The 15,830-nt window shown below is 39.8% G+C and carries 11 protein-coding genes and 2 pseudogenes; 10 read left to right on the top strand and 3 right to left on the bottom strand.

What is annotated here, in order from left to right:
• The first annotated feature begins 542 nt into the window (after positions 1 to 542).
• Positions 543 to 1,907: a sensor histidine kinase gene (locus V7K55_RS04370; protein WP_334828579.1), complete on the top strand. Its 1,365-nt coding sequence runs from the start codon at positions 543 to 545 to the stop codon at positions 1,905 to 1,907.
• Between the two features lie 419 nt (positions 1,908 to 2,326).
• Complete coding sequence (locus tag V7K55_RS04365; RefSeq protein ID WP_334828577.1) at positions 2,327 to 2,992, top strand: response regulator transcription factor; 666 nt, start codon at positions 2,327 to 2,329, stop codon at positions 2,990 to 2,992.
• 161 nt (positions 2,993 to 3,153) lie between these two features.
• On the opposite strand, the gene V7K55_RS04360 is transcribed toward V7K55_RS04365, so the two are convergent.
• Complete coding sequence (locus tag V7K55_RS04360) at positions 3,154 to 4,200, bottom strand: AI-2E family transporter (protein WP_334828575.1); 1,047 nt, start codon at positions 4,198 to 4,200, stop codon at positions 3,154 to 3,156.
• 75 nt (positions 4,201 to 4,275) lie between these two features.
• Positions 4,276 to 4,512 (bottom strand): hypothetical protein, encoded by a 237-nt coding sequence (locus V7K55_RS04355; RefSeq protein WP_334828573.1) that lies wholly within the window; start codon positions 4,510 to 4,512, stop codon positions 4,276 to 4,278.
• 360 nt (positions 4,513 to 4,872) lie between these two features.
• On the opposite strand from V7K55_RS04355, the gene V7K55_RS04350 reads away from it, so the two are divergent.
• The 6 genes and pseudogenes from V7K55_RS04350 to V7K55_RS04325 all read left to right on the top strand — a co-directional run.
• Positions 4,873 to 5,685 (top strand): SDR family oxidoreductase, encoded by an 813-nt coding sequence (locus V7K55_RS04350; protein WP_334828571.1) that lies wholly within the window; start codon positions 4,873 to 4,875, stop codon positions 5,683 to 5,685.
• Between the two features lie 217 nt (positions 5,686 to 5,902).
• Positions 5,903 to 6,847 carry a cation diffusion facilitator family transporter gene (locus V7K55_RS04345; protein WP_334828569.1) on the top strand — a complete coding sequence of 315 codons (945 nt, stop codon included), beginning with the start codon at positions 5,903 to 5,905 and terminating at the stop codon, positions 6,845 to 6,847.
• A 117-nt stretch (positions 6,848 to 6,964) separates the two neighbouring features.
• On the top strand, positions 6,965 to 9,361 hold the full coding sequence (locus V7K55_RS04340; protein WP_334828567.1) for a glycoside hydrolase family 15 protein: 2,397 nt from the start codon (positions 6,965 to 6,967) through the stop codon (positions 9,359 to 9,361).
• Between the two features lie 87 nt (positions 9,362 to 9,448).
• Positions 9,449 to 9,901, top strand: a complete 453-nt coding sequence (locus V7K55_RS04335) for a cupin domain-containing protein (protein ID WP_334828565.1) — start codon at positions 9,449 to 9,451, stop codon at positions 9,899 to 9,901.
• Between the two features lie 287 nt (positions 9,902 to 10,188).
• Positions 10,189 to 11,469, top strand: a complete 1,281-nt coding sequence (locus V7K55_RS04330) for a cation:proton antiporter (protein WP_334828563.1) — start codon at positions 10,189 to 10,191, stop codon at positions 11,467 to 11,469.
• A 172-nt stretch (positions 11,470 to 11,641) separates the two neighbouring features.
• Positions 11,642 to 13,252, top strand: a pseudogene (locus tag V7K55_RS04325) (alpha/beta hydrolase); the annotation flags it as partial.
• Positions 13,253 to 13,272: 20 nt separating this feature from the next.
• On the opposite strand, the pseudogene V7K55_RS04320 reads toward V7K55_RS04325, so the two are convergent.
• Positions 13,273 to 13,452 (bottom strand): annotated as a pseudogene (locus tag V7K55_RS04320) (IS701 family transposase); the annotation flags it as partial.
• 166 nt (positions 13,453 to 13,618) lie between these two features.
• Between V7K55_RS04320 and rppA the strand changes: the two are divergent.
• The gene (rppA, locus tag V7K55_RS04315; protein WP_334828561.1) at positions 13,619 to 14,350 is read left to right on the top strand and encodes a two-component system response regulator RppA; all 732 of its coding nucleotides are present in this window, start codon (positions 13,619 to 13,621) and stop codon (positions 14,348 to 14,350) included.
• On the top strand, positions 14,331 to 15,719 hold the full coding sequence (gene rppB / locus V7K55_RS04310; protein ID WP_334828558.1) for a two-component system sensor histidine kinase RppB: 1,389 nt from the start codon (positions 14,331 to 14,333) through the stop codon (positions 15,717 to 15,719). Before rppA ends, rppB begins: the two co-directional genes overlap by 20 nt.
• The last annotated feature ends 111 nt before the right edge of the window (positions 15,720 to 15,830 follow it).

Below are 15,830 nucleotides of genomic sequence, written 5' to 3'. Positions count from 1 at the left end.
GGTTAATTAGTTTTGCTACTGAATGGCATATCAGCTTCTGCATTTGTGCGTTTTGATTGCACAGGCGAGGCGATGCCAAAAATCTTGCTATGAGTTGCGATAAATTGTTGGTGTCATAAATTATATAGCGATCGCCCCAACGACCGCATCGGACAAAGATCCAAGTTTTGACTAGGATCTTTGTCCTATATAATTAATACTTATCTTGATTCAAAGATAGGCGATCGCTGTTTCAGCACTTAAAATCCTGTCTGCCATTCGGGTAAACTCTTTTTTGCAAGTCGATACAACAAAGGTGCAGGTTGATACAACAAAGGTGCATGTCGATGCAACAAAGGTGCATGTCGATGCAATAAAGGTGCAGGTCAATGCAACAAAGGTGCATGTCGATGCAATAAAGGTGCAGGTCAATGCAATAAAGGTGCATGTCGATGCAATAAAGGTGCAGGTCAATGCAATAAAGGTGCATGTCAATGCAATAAAGGTGCATGTCAATGCAATAAAGGTGCATGTCAATGCAATAAATTTCATAGAATTAGGCAATGACTATTATTCCAATTGTTCTAAGCATATTTGCTGGCATTTGCCTATATGTTGGTCTTTTACACTTGCTAATTGCTTCTGGGCGATTAAAACCCTTGCTGCACTTCTGTTTTGGGTTAAGCTGCTTGCTAACTTTTGTTTATACCTTAGCCCTGATAGCCCAATATCAAGCCGCAGATGTGGAAAATTATATAAATGCCAAAAAATTGGTAACTTCTTCAGGATATATTTACGGCATTATTACTGTCTGGTTTGTGGCTGTGTATACTAAAGTTAAGCCAGTGCGTTTAATTTTGGTACTGAATAGCCTGTACTTCATCTCCCTATTAATTAACGAAATTTCTCCTACAGGGATTCTCTACTCTCATGTCACCACACTATCAAGCATTTCTTTGCCTTGGGGCGAATCGATTACTCACCCAGAAGGTACAATCAATCCCCTATTCAATTTTCAATTATTAGCTTTAACCAGCAATGTCATTTTCTGTTTTTCGGCCTGTTACCTTCAATATCGGCGTGGTGAGAAGCAAGCAGCAGTGATTCTGTGTCTGAGTTTTGCGATTTTGGTAGGAACCATTCAACACGATCGCCTAATAGACTTGGAGAAGATAAAATCTGTATACCTAGCTGAATGTGGATTTCTGTCCTTTGTCGTAATTATGAGTCTGCGCTTGTCCAAGGACTTGATCCAAGCGGTGAAACTGCGCGAACAATTGATTGAAAGCGAACGGCTACGAAAGATTGCTGTGGAATTGGAACGAAATCGTCTCGCCCGCGACTTACACGATTCAGTATCGCAGACATTGTTTACTGTGGCAACAATTGCCGAAGCTTTACCTAGAGTGTGGAAACGCAACCCAGAGATAGCCCAACAGGGATTAGAAGAACTTACCCAACTCACACAAGGGGCGTTAGCAGAAATGCGGAATCTACTAATGGAGTTGCGTCCTAATGGTTTAGCAGAGAAATCATTAGGTGAATTACTACAGCAGTTAACTAAGGCAATTCAAGGAAGGGCAAGTTTACAGGTAATAACAACGGTAGAAGACGATCGGCCTTTGTCTAATGAGGTAAAGCTTGTCTTTTTCCGGATTACGCAACAAGCACTAAATAATATTATTAATCATGCCCAAGCAACGCAAGTATCAGTCAGACTCTACGGCAATTCACAAAAGATAGTTTTGCATATTAGCGACAATGGCCGTGGTTTTGACTCCAGTAAAATACCATCTGGTCATCTGGGAATCGCAATTATGAAAGAACGGGCTGAGTCGATTGACGCTACTTTCCATTTGTCAAGCTATGCAGGGAACGGGACTGAGATTGTTCTCAGTTGCTCAACTGCTGTTTTGAATAAGAAGTAAGGAGTAATATCATGTCCGCTAAATTACCCATAAGAAAAGAACCCCACCCCTTAATCCCCTCCCCGCTTGCGGGGAGGGGAGACAAAGCACAGCTTTGGCGGGGTGGGGTTCTTCGGGTCTAATAAGCAATCAAGCGGACATGATCTAAGTAATTGGGTATAAATAAAGTTAACTACTAAGCTCGTCATTTTTCTTTTGGATTGCTCATTAGTAAGAGTTTTAGATATATTTACTTTTTGCAGTAGAGTTATGTTTATTTTTACTGACTTGTTTGTAAAAGACGGATTTCGATCCTATGTTGTGGAATTTTCCCGTGATTGACTCATGGGAAATAAAAAATTAAAGATTAAGAATCTCACGTATAAATACTGAAAATGGAAGACTAAAAGGATAATATAAATGCATTAAAAATGGTGTTAATGCCCCACTATTTAAATATGGAAAAAGATAAATCAGTCAAACCGATTCGGGTCATTACTGTTGACGATCATGAAATCTTACGGGGAGGTATAAAATTTCTTTTGCTGGCTTTTGATGATATTGAATTAGTGGGTGAAGCCCGTAATGGAGATGAGGCAGTATATTTGTGCGAACGGTTGCAGCCAGATGTGGTACTGATGGATTTGATGATGGTGGGGATGAATGGGGTAGAAGCAACGAGAGCTATCCGCAAAAAATACGCAGAAATTCAAGTTTTAATTTTGACGAGTTTTCTAGAGAATGACTCAGTACAGGAAGCAATGCAAGCTGGAGCCATTGGCTACCTACTCAAGGGTATCTCGATTGATGAGTTGGCAAATACCCTGCGAGCCGCTGCGCTCGGTCGTTCTATGTTGACACAAGAGGTTATTCAGGCGTTGCTGCAACCGAGTAAACCATCATCCCAATCCGTCTATGAATTGAGCAAGCGACAAAAAGAGGTGTTAACACTTTTGGCTTTAGGATTGAGTAATGAAGCGATCGCTCAACGGATGAAACTTAGTCCTTCTACCATCAGACATCATGTCAGCCAGGTACTAAATAAGTTAGGAGTAACTAACCGCACTGAGGCTGCAACTACATCTGTGCGAGTCGGATGTGTTTAATAGTGGTGAGACAACCAAATTAGTTTTAAGTGAGTTGGATTTCTCCGCCTTGAGGTTTTGATTAAATCCCTCAGCGTAAAGAGCTAGCTGATTACTTGCAACGCTAGCAGCGATCGCAAGTGCGGGAATATTAGCTTCCAAGAATACAGTCTAATTTGGACTTATGCTGGAGGCACTTCTGTTTCCGACTCCTTACGGGTGAATTCATCGATGAATGTAACAACGATCGCGGCCGCTGGAACTGCAAGCAGCACCCCAATAAGTCCAAATAGTTTGCCCATAACAAGAAACGTCAAAATCACCATTACAGGATGTATATTAACTTGCTGTCCCATCACTAATGGTTGAACAATATGAGCATCTATCTGATTCAGAACTAAAAATAGTATGAGAACAAATACTAACTTTATCGGTGAAATGCTCAGTGCGACTAATGCTGGTAAAAAAGTACCAACAATGGAACCAAAGTAAGGAATAATCTCGAATAAACCCGCAATAATGCCGAAAGCAAGCGCTGACGGAATCCCCAAAATCCACAGTCCCAAGGCGGCTCCTGCACCAAGAAATATCATGGCAATTCCTGTACCAAAAATCCAACCGCGTAGTCTGAATTGGCAAGCATCGAGGACTCGTTTAAACCGTTGGTGATGTCTGCGGGGTACTAACCGTAAAACACCATTTACCAAAGAATCAGGGTCGTAAGCCATATATAGCGCTAGAATAAGTGTTGCTAGCAACTCCAGTGTAAAGTTGAAGGCTTGACCTAAAAAAACAGGTACTCCACCTAATAACTGGTTGATAAAGTTACGTAATTGTATTAATGATAGGGAAATATCAGGAATAAAGGTAAATTTTTGCCGCAGTTGCTCAACATCTCCCGTCAATCTATTGAGATAAGCTGGCAATGTGATTAGTAAATTTTGAACCTCAAACGTGGCACTAGGTATGACTACTGTAGCAAGTAATACGCCAAAGCCTAAGATCAATCCAATTAATAACACAACAGCAGCATCCTGTGATTTAACCAGCTTTTGCAAAAACCGCAGTAGTGTTCGCAAACCTAAAGCAATTAATGCAGCAATAGCTACCAGTTGTAATACTGGCAAAAGTTGGTATAGGATGTAGAGCGCAGCCGCAAGCATTACTGCCAAAGGTGCGCCACGAGTTAACTGAGACCATCCATTGTCTGTATCCCTAGAATTTGCCATTTTTGATAATTGCTTATATTAAGATAAGTTTATTTCAAAAGATGTAAGCAATTTCTAATAATTGAAAATTTTAATTTAACCAAAGAGAACAAGTTTGATAAGTTTTAGATTCAATGTTACATTTCTCAGATATAGTTCGTCCCGCAGTTTTTGATTTTCTTCTCGTAGCTCTTTGATTTCTACTTGTTGCTGCTCTATCAGGTTCAGTAATATTTCTACTGTCCGACGCATTGAGTTATCTGCAATCTCTTCGGTGTCGATGGTTTGCAGCAGTTCAGATCCTAAGTTCTCAGCAGATGCTTTTTGCGTCATGTGTCATATTTTATAACGCAGTATGTATCAATCTACATTTCAATTTGTTCTTTCTACCCCGATTTACCCAGCGGACACAAGATTCCTTCCATCCAATAATGAAATCGCTATGAAATTTTAATAGCTCTTTAGGTAGAGATATTTATTATTCCAATGGCTAGAAGTATTCATTCTTAAAAACGTCTAGAGTGATGCCAGAATCACAAAAATCGTTCTCAAAAGTCAAACACATAAGCACAACTTGTAAGTTTTAGAAAAAGTTAAACTTCTAACAGATTAGTTCAATTTGGATTCAATCATAAGTTTTCAATATCAGCGATCCTCAAACTTTGTCAATAAAAATTCTGAGAAAGTATTATTATGATCTATTCCCCTTACCTGCTCAAAGGTCAAAAAGCACTGATAACGGGTGCTAGTTCTGGCATTGGTGAAGCGATCGCTCGTTATTTGGCTTTATCAGGTGCAGCAGTAGCAATTAACTACCATTCTGAAGCTGAAGAAGCCCAAAAGATTGTCGATGATATTAAGGCTAATAATGGTGAAGCCTTTGCTATTCAAGGCGATGTCAGTAAGGAAGACGAAGTAAAAGAGATGTTTAAGCAGACACTCCAGAAATTTGGAACTATTGACATATTGGTAAACAATGCAGGTCTGCAAAAAGACTCAGCTTTTGTAGATATGAGCCTCGACCATTGGAATACAGTAATTGGGGTGAATCTCACAGGGCAATTTTTGTGTGCTAGGGAAGCCGCAAAGGAATTCTTGCGTCGTGGTGTGAAGCCTGATATATCTTGTGCCGCAGGCAAAATTATTTGTATCAGTTCAGTGCATCAAGTAATTCCTTGGGCAGGTCATGTTAATTATGCTGCCAGTAAAGGCGGTATTAATATGATGATGCAAAGTATTGCTCAAGAACTTGCCCCCCATAAAATCCGTGTTAATAGTATTGCCCCTGGTGCTATCAAAACTCCCATCAACAAATCAGCTTGGGACACCCCACAAGCCGAGGCAAAGTTACTAAAATTGATTCCCGCAAAACGGGTTGGGGAAGTGGAAGATATTGCCAAAGCAGCAGTGTGGCTGGCTTCTGATGATTCTGATTATATCAACGGTACAACCATGTTTGTAGATGGTGGCATGACTTTATATCCAGGTTTTACGGAGAATGGCTAGACAAGGGACTGGAGACTAGTAGTCTATGTCATAAGTTCTGAAAGGTTGGTTTATAATCAAAACCTGCGAAAGTGTCATTGCATTTTTGGCGCGAGGGAGAACAAACCCACTGGGAAGTTACTTTTTTAGAAGGTGAATTACGAGTTTATGGATAGTTATAACAATTTGTCAAAAACAAGCAATATTAATTACGAATTACGAACTACAAACTACGCTCATGGCAACTAATTCATCTAGAAAAACTATATTTGCAGCGATGGGGTCGAATTTAGCGATCGCTATTACTAAATTTATCGCTGCTTCCATTACTGGCAGTTCCGCCATGATCTCTGAGGGGATTCATTCAGTTGTAGATACTGCCGATCAACTATTACTTTTACTAGGAATTACCAGAAGCCAAAAACCAGCAGATGATAGCCATCCCTTTGGTTACGGTCAAGAACTTTATTTCTGGACTTTCATCGTTGCTATCCTCATCTTTGCCATTGGTGGCGGGATGTCAATTTATGAGGGAATTACTCATTTAATTAACCCCAGTCCTTTAGAAGACCCAATGTGGAATTATATTGTGTTATTTGTAGCAATAATATTAGAGGGTTTTTCTTGGACTGTAGCTTTAAAAGAGTTTTTGCCGACCAAGGGAAAACAAAATTTTTGGCAAGCAATCAAAAGCAGTAAAGACCCCACAGTATTGACAATATTATTTGAAGATTCTGCTGCTATTTTAGGTTTAATTGTTGCCTTAATAGGAATATTTTTAGGACATCTCTTTGATAATGTTTATTTTGACGGTATTGCCTCAATTATTATTGGCATTATCTTAGCTATAGTAGCAGTGGTACTAGCAAGAGAAAGTAAAGGATTATTAGTTGGTGAGAGCGCCGATCCTCAAACTATAGCTAATATCCGTTCTTTGTCAAAAACCGAACCAGGAGTGAAAGAAGTTATCCGGGTGTTAACAATGCAACTTGCTCCAAAAGAAGTATTGCTCAACTTAGAAATTCAATTTTCTAACAATCTTACAGGTGAAGAAATAGCTTTAACTGTAGAAAGTTTGGAAGCAAACATTCGCCAAAAGCATCCTGAGATCAAACAAATTTTTATTGAAGCTAAATCCTTAACTGCTGCTCGCAAATCTTATCAAGAAAATCCTAGTTCGTAGTGAGCGATTCATCGCTGAAAACAAATATTATCAGCACTAAAGTCCCGACTACAAACTTTAATTTATTTGCGCCTAAGTACATACAGTTTTTTCAAAAAGCACTCAAAAGCATAAAGTATGATCAAGATAATTGGACAAGGACAAGCTTTTGGTTCACCGGGTATCGATCCTCGATGGACTCATGCTAATAAAGATGGTGTCGGCACAGCTTACTCTACCTCAAGTAAGATTTGGTTTACCATCTGGAACGGTGTTGTCACTGAAATTTATCATCCCACAGTAGATAAACCTCAAGTTCGGGATTTGCAATATTTAATTTCTGATGGAAAAAGCTTTTTTCACGAAGAGAAACGCCATCTGGAATCAAAAGTTGAACCAATGTGGACTCATGGTTTAGGATACCGCATTACTAATTGCGATCGCCAAGGGCGTTATTCTATCATCAAAGAAGTAATTGCCGATCCGCATTTATCCTGTATTTTACAACACACGAAATTAACAGGAGATCGCGACTTTATTTCTCAACTCCAGCTATACGCTTTATGTGCGCCGCATCTAGAAGTTAGTGGTAGAGGTAATAATGGTTACGCGGTACAAGTAGCTGGACATCAGCTTCTCGTAGCCGAAAAAGGAGGAACTTGGCTGGCGCTGGGTGCAACAATTCCTTTTACCCGTGTTTCCTGTGGCTACGTCGGTGAAAGTGATGGTTGGACAGATTTAGCTGATAATTTTCAGATGGATTGGGAGTTTGACAGTGCTGTGGATGGCAACCTGGCTCTAACTGGACAACTAAATTTAGATAGTAATAAAGAGTTTACTTTAGGACTGGCATTTGGCACTAGTCTGCACAACGCAATTTCCACATTGTTTCAGTCGCTGAATATTCCCTTTGAACAGCAGAAGCAGCTATATAACGAACAGTGGAAGCGATCGCGCAACGATATCCACTCATTAGAAAATACTTCTTATGATAATGGCAAATTGTATCACAACAGCATTAGTTTGTTGTTGGCACATGAAGACAAAGTTTACCCAGGTGCTTTAATCGCTTCCCTGGCGATTCCTTGGGGTGAAGCCAAAGACGACCAAGATCAAGGCGGATATCACCTTGTCTGGACGCGGGATATGGTTAGCAGTGTAGCAGGTTTAGTGGCTGCCGGCGAAACAGATACAGCAGTGCGATCGCTAATTTATCTCGCCACCAGTCAGCAGGAAGACGGCGGTTTTCCCCAAAATTTCTGGGTTGATGGTAAACCTTATTGGACAGGTATCCAGCTTGATGAGGTGGCATTTCCCATTCTATTAGCATGGCTATTGCACCAACAGAAGAATTGCTTAAACTTTGATATTTATCCGATGATTTTACGCGCGGCGGGTTATTTAATTCGTCACGGCCCAGCCACTCAACAAGAACGCTGGGAAGAAAATAGTGGTTATTCACCATCAACATTAGCATCCAATATTGCCGCCTTAATCTGCGCGGCTCAATTTGTTCGTGAACGTGGGGATGAAGCAACAGCACAATTCATTGAAGAATACGCCGATTTTTTAGAATCTCACATCGAAGCTTGGACAGTTACAACTGAAGGAACTTTAGTTTCTGACATCAAACGCCATTACATTCGGATTACTCCTACAGATATTAATAATCCTCAACCCAACGAAAATCCTAACCAAGGAACTCTTTTCATCAGCAGTCAACCTCCTAGTGAACCGGCAGAATTTCCCGCCAAGGAAATTGTTGATGGCGGGTTTTTGCAATTAGTACGCTATGGAATTCGTTCACCAAATGACCCAATTATTGTTGATTCCGTCAAAGTAATTGATGCAGTATTAAAAGTAGATACACCTGCTGGTTCTTGTTGGCATCGTTACAACCACGACGGCTACGGACAGCAAGAAGACGGCAGTCCTTATACCGGTTATGGTCAGGGACGCGCTTGGCCTCTCTTAACAGGAGAACGAGGACATTATGAATTAGCTGTTGGCGGCGATGTCAAAACATATATCAAGGCGATGGAAGAATTTGCTTCAGATACTTGTTTGCTACCCGAACAGGTTTGGGATGAGACAGATAAACCTGAAGACCATCTGTATTTAGGAAAACCAACAGGTTCGGCGATGCCTTTAATGTGGGCGCACTCAGAGTACATTAAACTGCTACGGTCAAATCATGACGGTCAGGTATTTGATTTTATCCCAGAGGTGGCGAATCGCTATTTAGGCGAAAGACAAGAGTGTAAATCATTGGAAATTTGGAAGTTTAACCGTCAAATAGACAAAGTTAAAAAAGGTTATACATTGCGAATTCATGCTTTAGCATCTTTCCAGTTGCACTGGTCAGATGATAATTGGCAAACCATAAAAGATACGCCTTCTAATTCTACAAAATTAGGAGTAAATTTTGTAGATATTCCTGTTTCTGATAACCAGCAAAAGCCAATTAATTTTACCTTTTTCTGGATTGAAAGTAGTAGATGGGAAGACCGCAATTATACGGTTGCAGTTGATTAGTTGTCAGGATTAGACCAGTGCAACCAAGCATTATCGAATAATAGCGATCGCCTGACAATATATTTCGGATCAAAAAGAGCCATTTTTATGCAAAATAACCAATCACCGACAATTGACTACTGGCACGTCTGGATTGATAAAGACGGTATAAGTCACCAATCCCGTTGTCAAATTGAAGACTTCATGGAAAAAGGCATAGCCCCGGATACCTCACCGCAGTGGCTTTCTAATTTGAAGCAGTCCGGTGCTACAATCACTTTTACTGTGCTACCTGTGGGATGGGTTGGCAACTGGCATGAAAACCCCAAGCCCCAGTGGATCATTCCACTATCGGGATGCTGGTTTGTGGAAACTATGGACGGCCAGCGAGTCGAGATGGGTGTTGGCGAAATTTCCTTTGGAGAAGACCAGGGTACGAAAACTGACGCGCAAGGTCATAAGGGTCACTTATCTGGAACAGTAGGCGATGCGCCGGCTGTTCTAATCATGGTGCAATTTGAAGAGACTCCGACTATAGAGCAATCCTGTCGCTTTAGCTAAGGCTTACTCAAAACCACTACGATTGATTCTAATGTCCCAATGACAGACAGGATATCTATTGCCATTTAGGGTAAAGCGATGTCTACGAAGGGCTACGCCTACGCTACTAAGCATAATCCTGTTAAAAAGTTAAGTATTGCTTGCCGTTTCTTCACCTGACGTTGCTATTCACAATTTATATCTTTCTAAAGGATGATAAGAACCCGTAGTAATATCGATACCATACTTTCTAAGTGCCAGATATCAGATTATAGGAGGTTGTACAGCAGTACGAACTAAACTCTTTTATGGAAGAATCCTTGCCTATTACGATTTTGATAAGTGTAACTGTTGTAGCTGGTATTGCTGCTCAAGTTTTAGCTGGTTATTTTCATATACCTAGCATCGTCTTGCTACTTCTATTCGGGATTCTTCTGGGGCGAGATGGTTTGACTTTTTTAGATCCATCTTTATTAGGTGTTGGTTTAGAAGTTGTGGTTTCCCTATCAGTGGCATTGATTTTATTTGAAGGTGGTTTAAATCTACAGCTAGGAGAGTTAAAAAAGGTTTCTACCAGTCTTCGCAATCTTGTCACTTTAGGAGTACTAATTACCTTTGTAGGTGCTGGAATAGCTGCACACTGGTTAAGTGAATTTCCTTGGCCAATTGCTTTTCTTTATGCCTCTTTGGTAGTTGTGACAGGCCCAACAGTTATTAATCCGCTCCTCAAACAAATTGGTGTAGAAAAACAAGTTTCAACGCTTTTAGAAGGTGAAGGTGTTTTTATCGATCCAATTGGTGCAATTTTAGCTGTGATCGTGCTTCACTTTGTTTTGAGTGGAAATGTACAGCCACTCATTTTAGTTAAGGGCTTGGTTTTGCGTTTGGGTATAGGCGCAGCTATTGGTTTAGGCGGAGGTTGGTTGCTTTCTAAACTTCTCAAACAGGATAAATTTCTGTCCCAAGAGTTAAAAAATCTTGTTGTTTTAGCTAGTGTCTGGGGTTTATTTAGTTTGGCACAGGTTCTGCGTAGTGAATCTGGTCTAGTAGTTGCTGTAGTTATGGGGATAGTTTTAAAAGCTAGTAACCTCCCTTCAGAGTCTTTACTGCGTCAATTTAATGAACAGTTGAGCATTTTAGCTAATTCTGTTTTGTTTATCTTGTTAGCAGCAGACTTATCAATTGCAAGTGTTTTCGCATTAGGTTGGGGTAGTGTTCTAACAGTTTTAGTATTAATGGTGGTAGTGCGTCCCATTGACATTTTAATATCTACCTGGAATCAAGGTTTAAAATGGCAACAGCAGTTATTTTTATCTTGGGTTGCTCCCCGTGGAATTGTAGCTGCTTCTTTAGCTTCTTTGTTTGCAGTTTCACTTACAAAGCAGGGTATTAATGGTGGTGATTCAATTAAAGCCTTAGTATTTTTGACAATTATAATGACAGTTTTTTTCCAAGGTTTAACAGCTCCTTGGATCGCCAACCTGCTCAACTTACGTTTAATAAGTCAAACTGAAGAGGAGTATTCGCAACCAGCTAGTAATGATGTCTTGACGCAATCAGATGGAAAAATAGTCAGTCCTGCTTCCTAGTTATTTAAGAGACTTCCAAATAAAAAAATATTCCAAAACTGACGCAAAAATCCTCTTAATCTCTCCTCTCTCTGTGTTCTCTGCGCGGCAGTCGCTCATGGGGGAAACCCCCAAGACCGCGATCAGCCAACTTTCTCGTTGCGTAATGAATTAGTATCTCAAGTGGTGTGTAATGACTAATCTTATAGGTAAACAAACTATTTGGCTGAAATGGACTTTGAGAATTTTGAGTATAGGGTTGCTACCTGTGTTAACTGCTTATCCGGCTTTCGGTGCAGAGCGGATTAAATTTAATTACGGTCTCTTAGAAGAATCTGTCCCAATTAGTTCGCTCGAAACCTATGCTAAAACAGGCAAAATAGACAATGAGTTATCTGGATATAGTCAGTATATAGACAAAAAGCAACTAACTCAACTACGCAAAGTTTTACTAACTCGCATTCCCTTAAATCAAGTAGAAGTTTCGCAGTTTCTTTATACACCTATTGGTGAACGATTATTACAAAAATTGGGGAAAGTTATTCAGACTGAATCTAGATTGTCAGGCTTTTATGCAATCCGAGCGGCACTGATTTTATCAGCCGCAGATCAAAAAGATTTTACGCTTTTAAATGTATTACGCAAGTTTCCGGCAAGGGCAATTTCAATTAATTTAAATCAGAGCTTACAAATTGTAAATGCTTTACAGGATTTAGTTAATCAAACTCAAAGTGCAGTAGCACTTATTAACCAACAATCCCAACAGAAGGCAAGCAATACTTCTGCATTGAATATGGTTCCAGTATTAGACTTAGAAAAACCTGGAAGTTTTCATTTCTTAAAGGAAACTATCATTCTTAATGATATATCGCGTCTCAGAAAATTTCCGGCTGATATTTACCTACCAGTTACTCAAACTCCTCGTCCGATAATTGTCATTTCGCATGGACTTGGTTCTGACAGAACAAGTTTTGCATATCTAGCTGAACATCTAGCATCTTATGGTTTTGTGGTTGCTGTTCCAGAACATCCTGGTAGTGATTCAAAACAACTACAAGCATTATTAGCAGGTACAGCAGATAGAGTCACTAAGCCTAGAGAACTTATTGACAGACCTTTAGATATTAAATATTTACTAGATGAACTCACTCGTTTATCAAAGTCTAATCTAACATTTCAGGGACGCTTGAATTTAGACCAAATTGGTGTATTAGGTCAATCATTTGGTGGATATACGGCGTTAGCGTTAGCAGGTGCAAAGATTAATTTTAAGCAATTAAAAGCCGACTGTCCAGTTTTTGAAGATACGTTAAATGTTTCACTTGTACTTCAATGTTTGGCTCTCAATTTACCAAATACTGAATACAACTTATCGGATACAAGGATAAAAGCAGCAATTGCAATTAATCCAGTTGATAGTAGTATTTTTGGTCAAGCTAGCCTCAGCCAAATTAAAATTCCAGTGATGATTATATCTGGTAGTTCTGATACTGTTGCTCCTGCTTTACTAGAACAAATTCAACCTTTTACTTGGTTAACAACTCCAAACAAGTATTTAATAATTATCAATGGTGGGACACACTTTTCTACTATAGCGGAATCACCTAATGGAACCATACCTGTTCCTACAGAAGCAATTGGCCCTAGTCCAGCCTTAGCACGTCGTTATGTTAAAGATTTAAGTATTCCTTTCTTTGAAAGCTATGTTGCCCAACAGCCAAGTTACCTTCCATATTTGAGTCAAGATTATGTTAATAAAATTAGTCAGCAACCACTACCGTTAAGTTTAATTAAATCTCTGACATCTGAAGAACTACAACAAGTGAATAGATCTTTCGGTTCATATCTCTCTCTTAAGAAAAAGCGATTCACGCTATCATCTGAAACATCTTCCAATATCTCTGCTAACCTACTGCACCCTGCAAACTTTGGCTCTGACAGCAAAAACAAAGTGTAGATGTCTAGATTACATTGTGCTGTCGAGGGTTTAGTAATTTCTCTGATTATCCGATACCTGGAAAATAGACGACCTATATTTATCAATTCACTATTTTGTTATTCTATCAATGCGTAAGCCCTATATTTCTATCTAAAGTAGAATTAAAATTTCATAGTTATTTCACTTTTGCGTGAAAGCGTAATTAAAGAAGTTTTTAGCAGTGAGTTGACTATGCGGCTGATATTAGTTGAAGATGAAGAAGATTTAGGTGCAGCAATTAAACAAGTCCTGAGTCATGAAGCGTATGTGGTTGACTGGTTTCTAGATGGGACTCAGGCATGGCAGTATCTTGAAACTGGCTGGACTGAGTACACCTTAGCGATTTTTGATTGGATGCTACCAGGAGTTTCGGGGGTAGAGTTGTGTAAATGGTTGCGATCGCGCCAATTAACTCTACCCGTGTTAATGCTCACTGCTAAAGACCGGATGGAAGAAAAGATTATCGGTCTAGATAGCGGTGCAGATGACTATTTAGTTAAACCCTTTGATATGGCAGAACTGCTGGCAAGATTGCGGGCATTGCAACGACGCTCCTCTTACGTAGGAGCAACCCTTACACCCCAAATCCAACCCCGACGTTTACAAGTAGGTTGCTTGTTACTCAATTACAGCACTCATCAACTTACTCGTCAGTATGCTCACGGGGAAAACCAAGTATTCTCTTTAACTGTCAAAGAGTTTCAATTGTTGGAATATTTCATGAGGCATCCTCAGCAAATTATTAGCCGTGACCAAATTATTAATCAACTTTGGGAAATTGGTGCAGAACCAGTCAGCAATGTAGTAGCAGCACAAATTCGCTTATTAAGACGTAAATTAGGAGAAGAAGACAGCAATTCTTTGATTGAAACTATCTATGGTGTGGGCTATCGCCTAAACATTGATGCTGCTAATTTTTGCTAACTTGAAGCAACACCTTGAGCAAAGTTCTAGAACTATGGAAGGCAATCCTATTTTTCGCCAGACTCGCTTACGGCTAGCAGTTTGGTATACGCTAGTGATGGGTGGTATTGTCGGGCTATCTGGTCTGGGTGTTTATAGTGTGGTTGCCCATGCTTATTATGAAACCATAGATCGGGGATTACAATCAGTAGCAAACGCACTCCACAACAGTATTGAACCTGTTTGGCAGCAACCCGGACAATTACAACGCCTCACTAAAGATTTTTCTTTAGAATTATGTGTATCTCAAACAAATTGTTTGCCGAAAACAGCAGGTATTAAACAATCAATAAAAGAAACAACTAACCAGGTTAATTACTATATACGGTTATTGGATAGTTCGGGAAAACTGTTTGCAAGTGCAGGTATGCAATTTGATAAATTGCCAATTACCTCACTATCAGAACATTGGCAAATTATCACAGATTATTCTGGCACTCGATATCGCCAAATTACTTTACCACTGTCCACTCAAAAACAGCTTTCGGGTTATCTACAAGTGGCACGAAGCCTTACTGATTTAGACCAAAATCTTGCTTATTTAAGATTAACTTTGGTGTTAGGGTTGCCAATTTCTATGATTTTTGTTGCTTTGTCTAGTTGGTGGTTGGCAGGAAGGGCAATGCGACCTGTATATCTTTCCTACCAGCAAATGCAACAATTTACTGCTGATGCGGCCCATGAGTTTCGCACACCTTTAGCGGCAATGCACTCTACCATTGAAGCTGCTATCAAATTACAGCAAGAGCCAAAATCAAATGGTGGAATTTTGGATGTTCTCAAACGTCAAAATCGTCGGCTATCTCAATTGGTCGGAGATTTGTTGCTGTTGACAAGGATAGACCAAAAACAACTAACAGCAGAATATCAACCTTGCTGTTTGAACGATCTAATTAACGACTTAATTGAAGAATTAGCATTTTTGGCGATTGAAGCGGAAGTAAACCTTTCAAAGCAAATGCTGTTTTCTCAAAAACTGTCTGTGATGGGAAATGAAGAACAGCTTTATCGTTTAGTTTCAAATTTAATTGTGAATGCAATTCAATCCACACCAAGCGGCGGAAAAGTCACTGTTTTTTTGGAAGATAGCGATCGCTATGCCATCATCAAAGTTCAAGATACGGGAATTGGCGTTGCTGTTGAACATCAACACCGAATTTTCGATCGCTTTTATCGAGTCGATCGCAATCGCTCCCGCACCTCTGGCGGTTCGGGATTGGGATTAGCGATCGCAATCGCGATCGCCATAGCGCATAAAGGTAATATTCACGTTCAAAGTCAACCTGGGCTAGGTAGTACATTTACAGTTCGACTTCCTCTTTCACCGTGATTTCTGGAAATAAATGTTGCTATCTAGTGCATTATTTATCTTGACAACGATATTCTATGCTAAAGCTTTTATTTTAAATCTAGAATCTAAAATCATTTGATTTGGAGGAGT

Source organism: Nostoc sp. (assembly GCF_036919895.1).
Lineage (GTDB): Bacteria > Cyanobacteriota > Cyanobacteriia > Cyanobacteriales > Nostocaceae > Nostoc.
Note: the sequence above shows the minus strand (reverse complement) of the source record. Positions and strands in the feature narration are given on the sequence as shown.

Coding starts and splice junctions, on each gene's coding strand:
- V7K55_RS04370 (WP_334828579.1), top strand. CDS start 543: ATGACTATTATTCCAATTGTTCTAAGCATATTTGCTGGCATTTGCCTA.
- V7K55_RS04365 (WP_334828577.1), top strand. CDS start 2,327: ATGCCCCACTATTTAAATATGGAAAAAGATAAATCAGTCAAACCGATT.
- V7K55_RS04360 (WP_334828575.1), bottom strand. CDS start 4,200: ATGGCAAATTCTAGGGATACAGACAATGGATGGTCTCAGTTAACTCGT.
- V7K55_RS04355 (WP_334828573.1), bottom strand. CDS start 4,512: ATGACGCAAAAAGCATCTGCTGAGAACTTAGGATCTGAACTGCTGCAA.
- V7K55_RS04350 (WP_334828571.1), top strand. CDS start 4,873: ATGATCTATTCCCCTTACCTGCTCAAAGGTCAAAAAGCACTGATAACG.
- V7K55_RS04345 (WP_334828569.1), top strand. CDS start 5,903: ATGGCAACTAATTCATCTAGAAAAACTATATTTGCAGCGATGGGGTCG.
- V7K55_RS04340 (WP_334828567.1), top strand. CDS start 6,965: ATGATCAAGATAATTGGACAAGGACAAGCTTTTGGTTCACCGGGTATC.
- V7K55_RS04335 (WP_334828565.1), top strand. CDS start 9,449: ATGCAAAATAACCAATCACCGACAATTGACTACTGGCACGTCTGGATT.
- V7K55_RS04330 (WP_334828563.1), top strand. CDS start 10,189: ATGGAAGAATCCTTGCCTATTACGATTTTGATAAGTGTAACTGTTGTA.
- rppA (WP_334828561.1), top strand. CDS start 13,619: ATGCGGCTGATATTAGTTGAAGATGAAGAAGATTTAGGTGCAGCAATT.
- rppB (WP_334828558.1), top strand. CDS start 14,331: ATGCTGCTAATTTTTGCTAACTTGAAGCAACACCTTGAGCAAAGTTCT.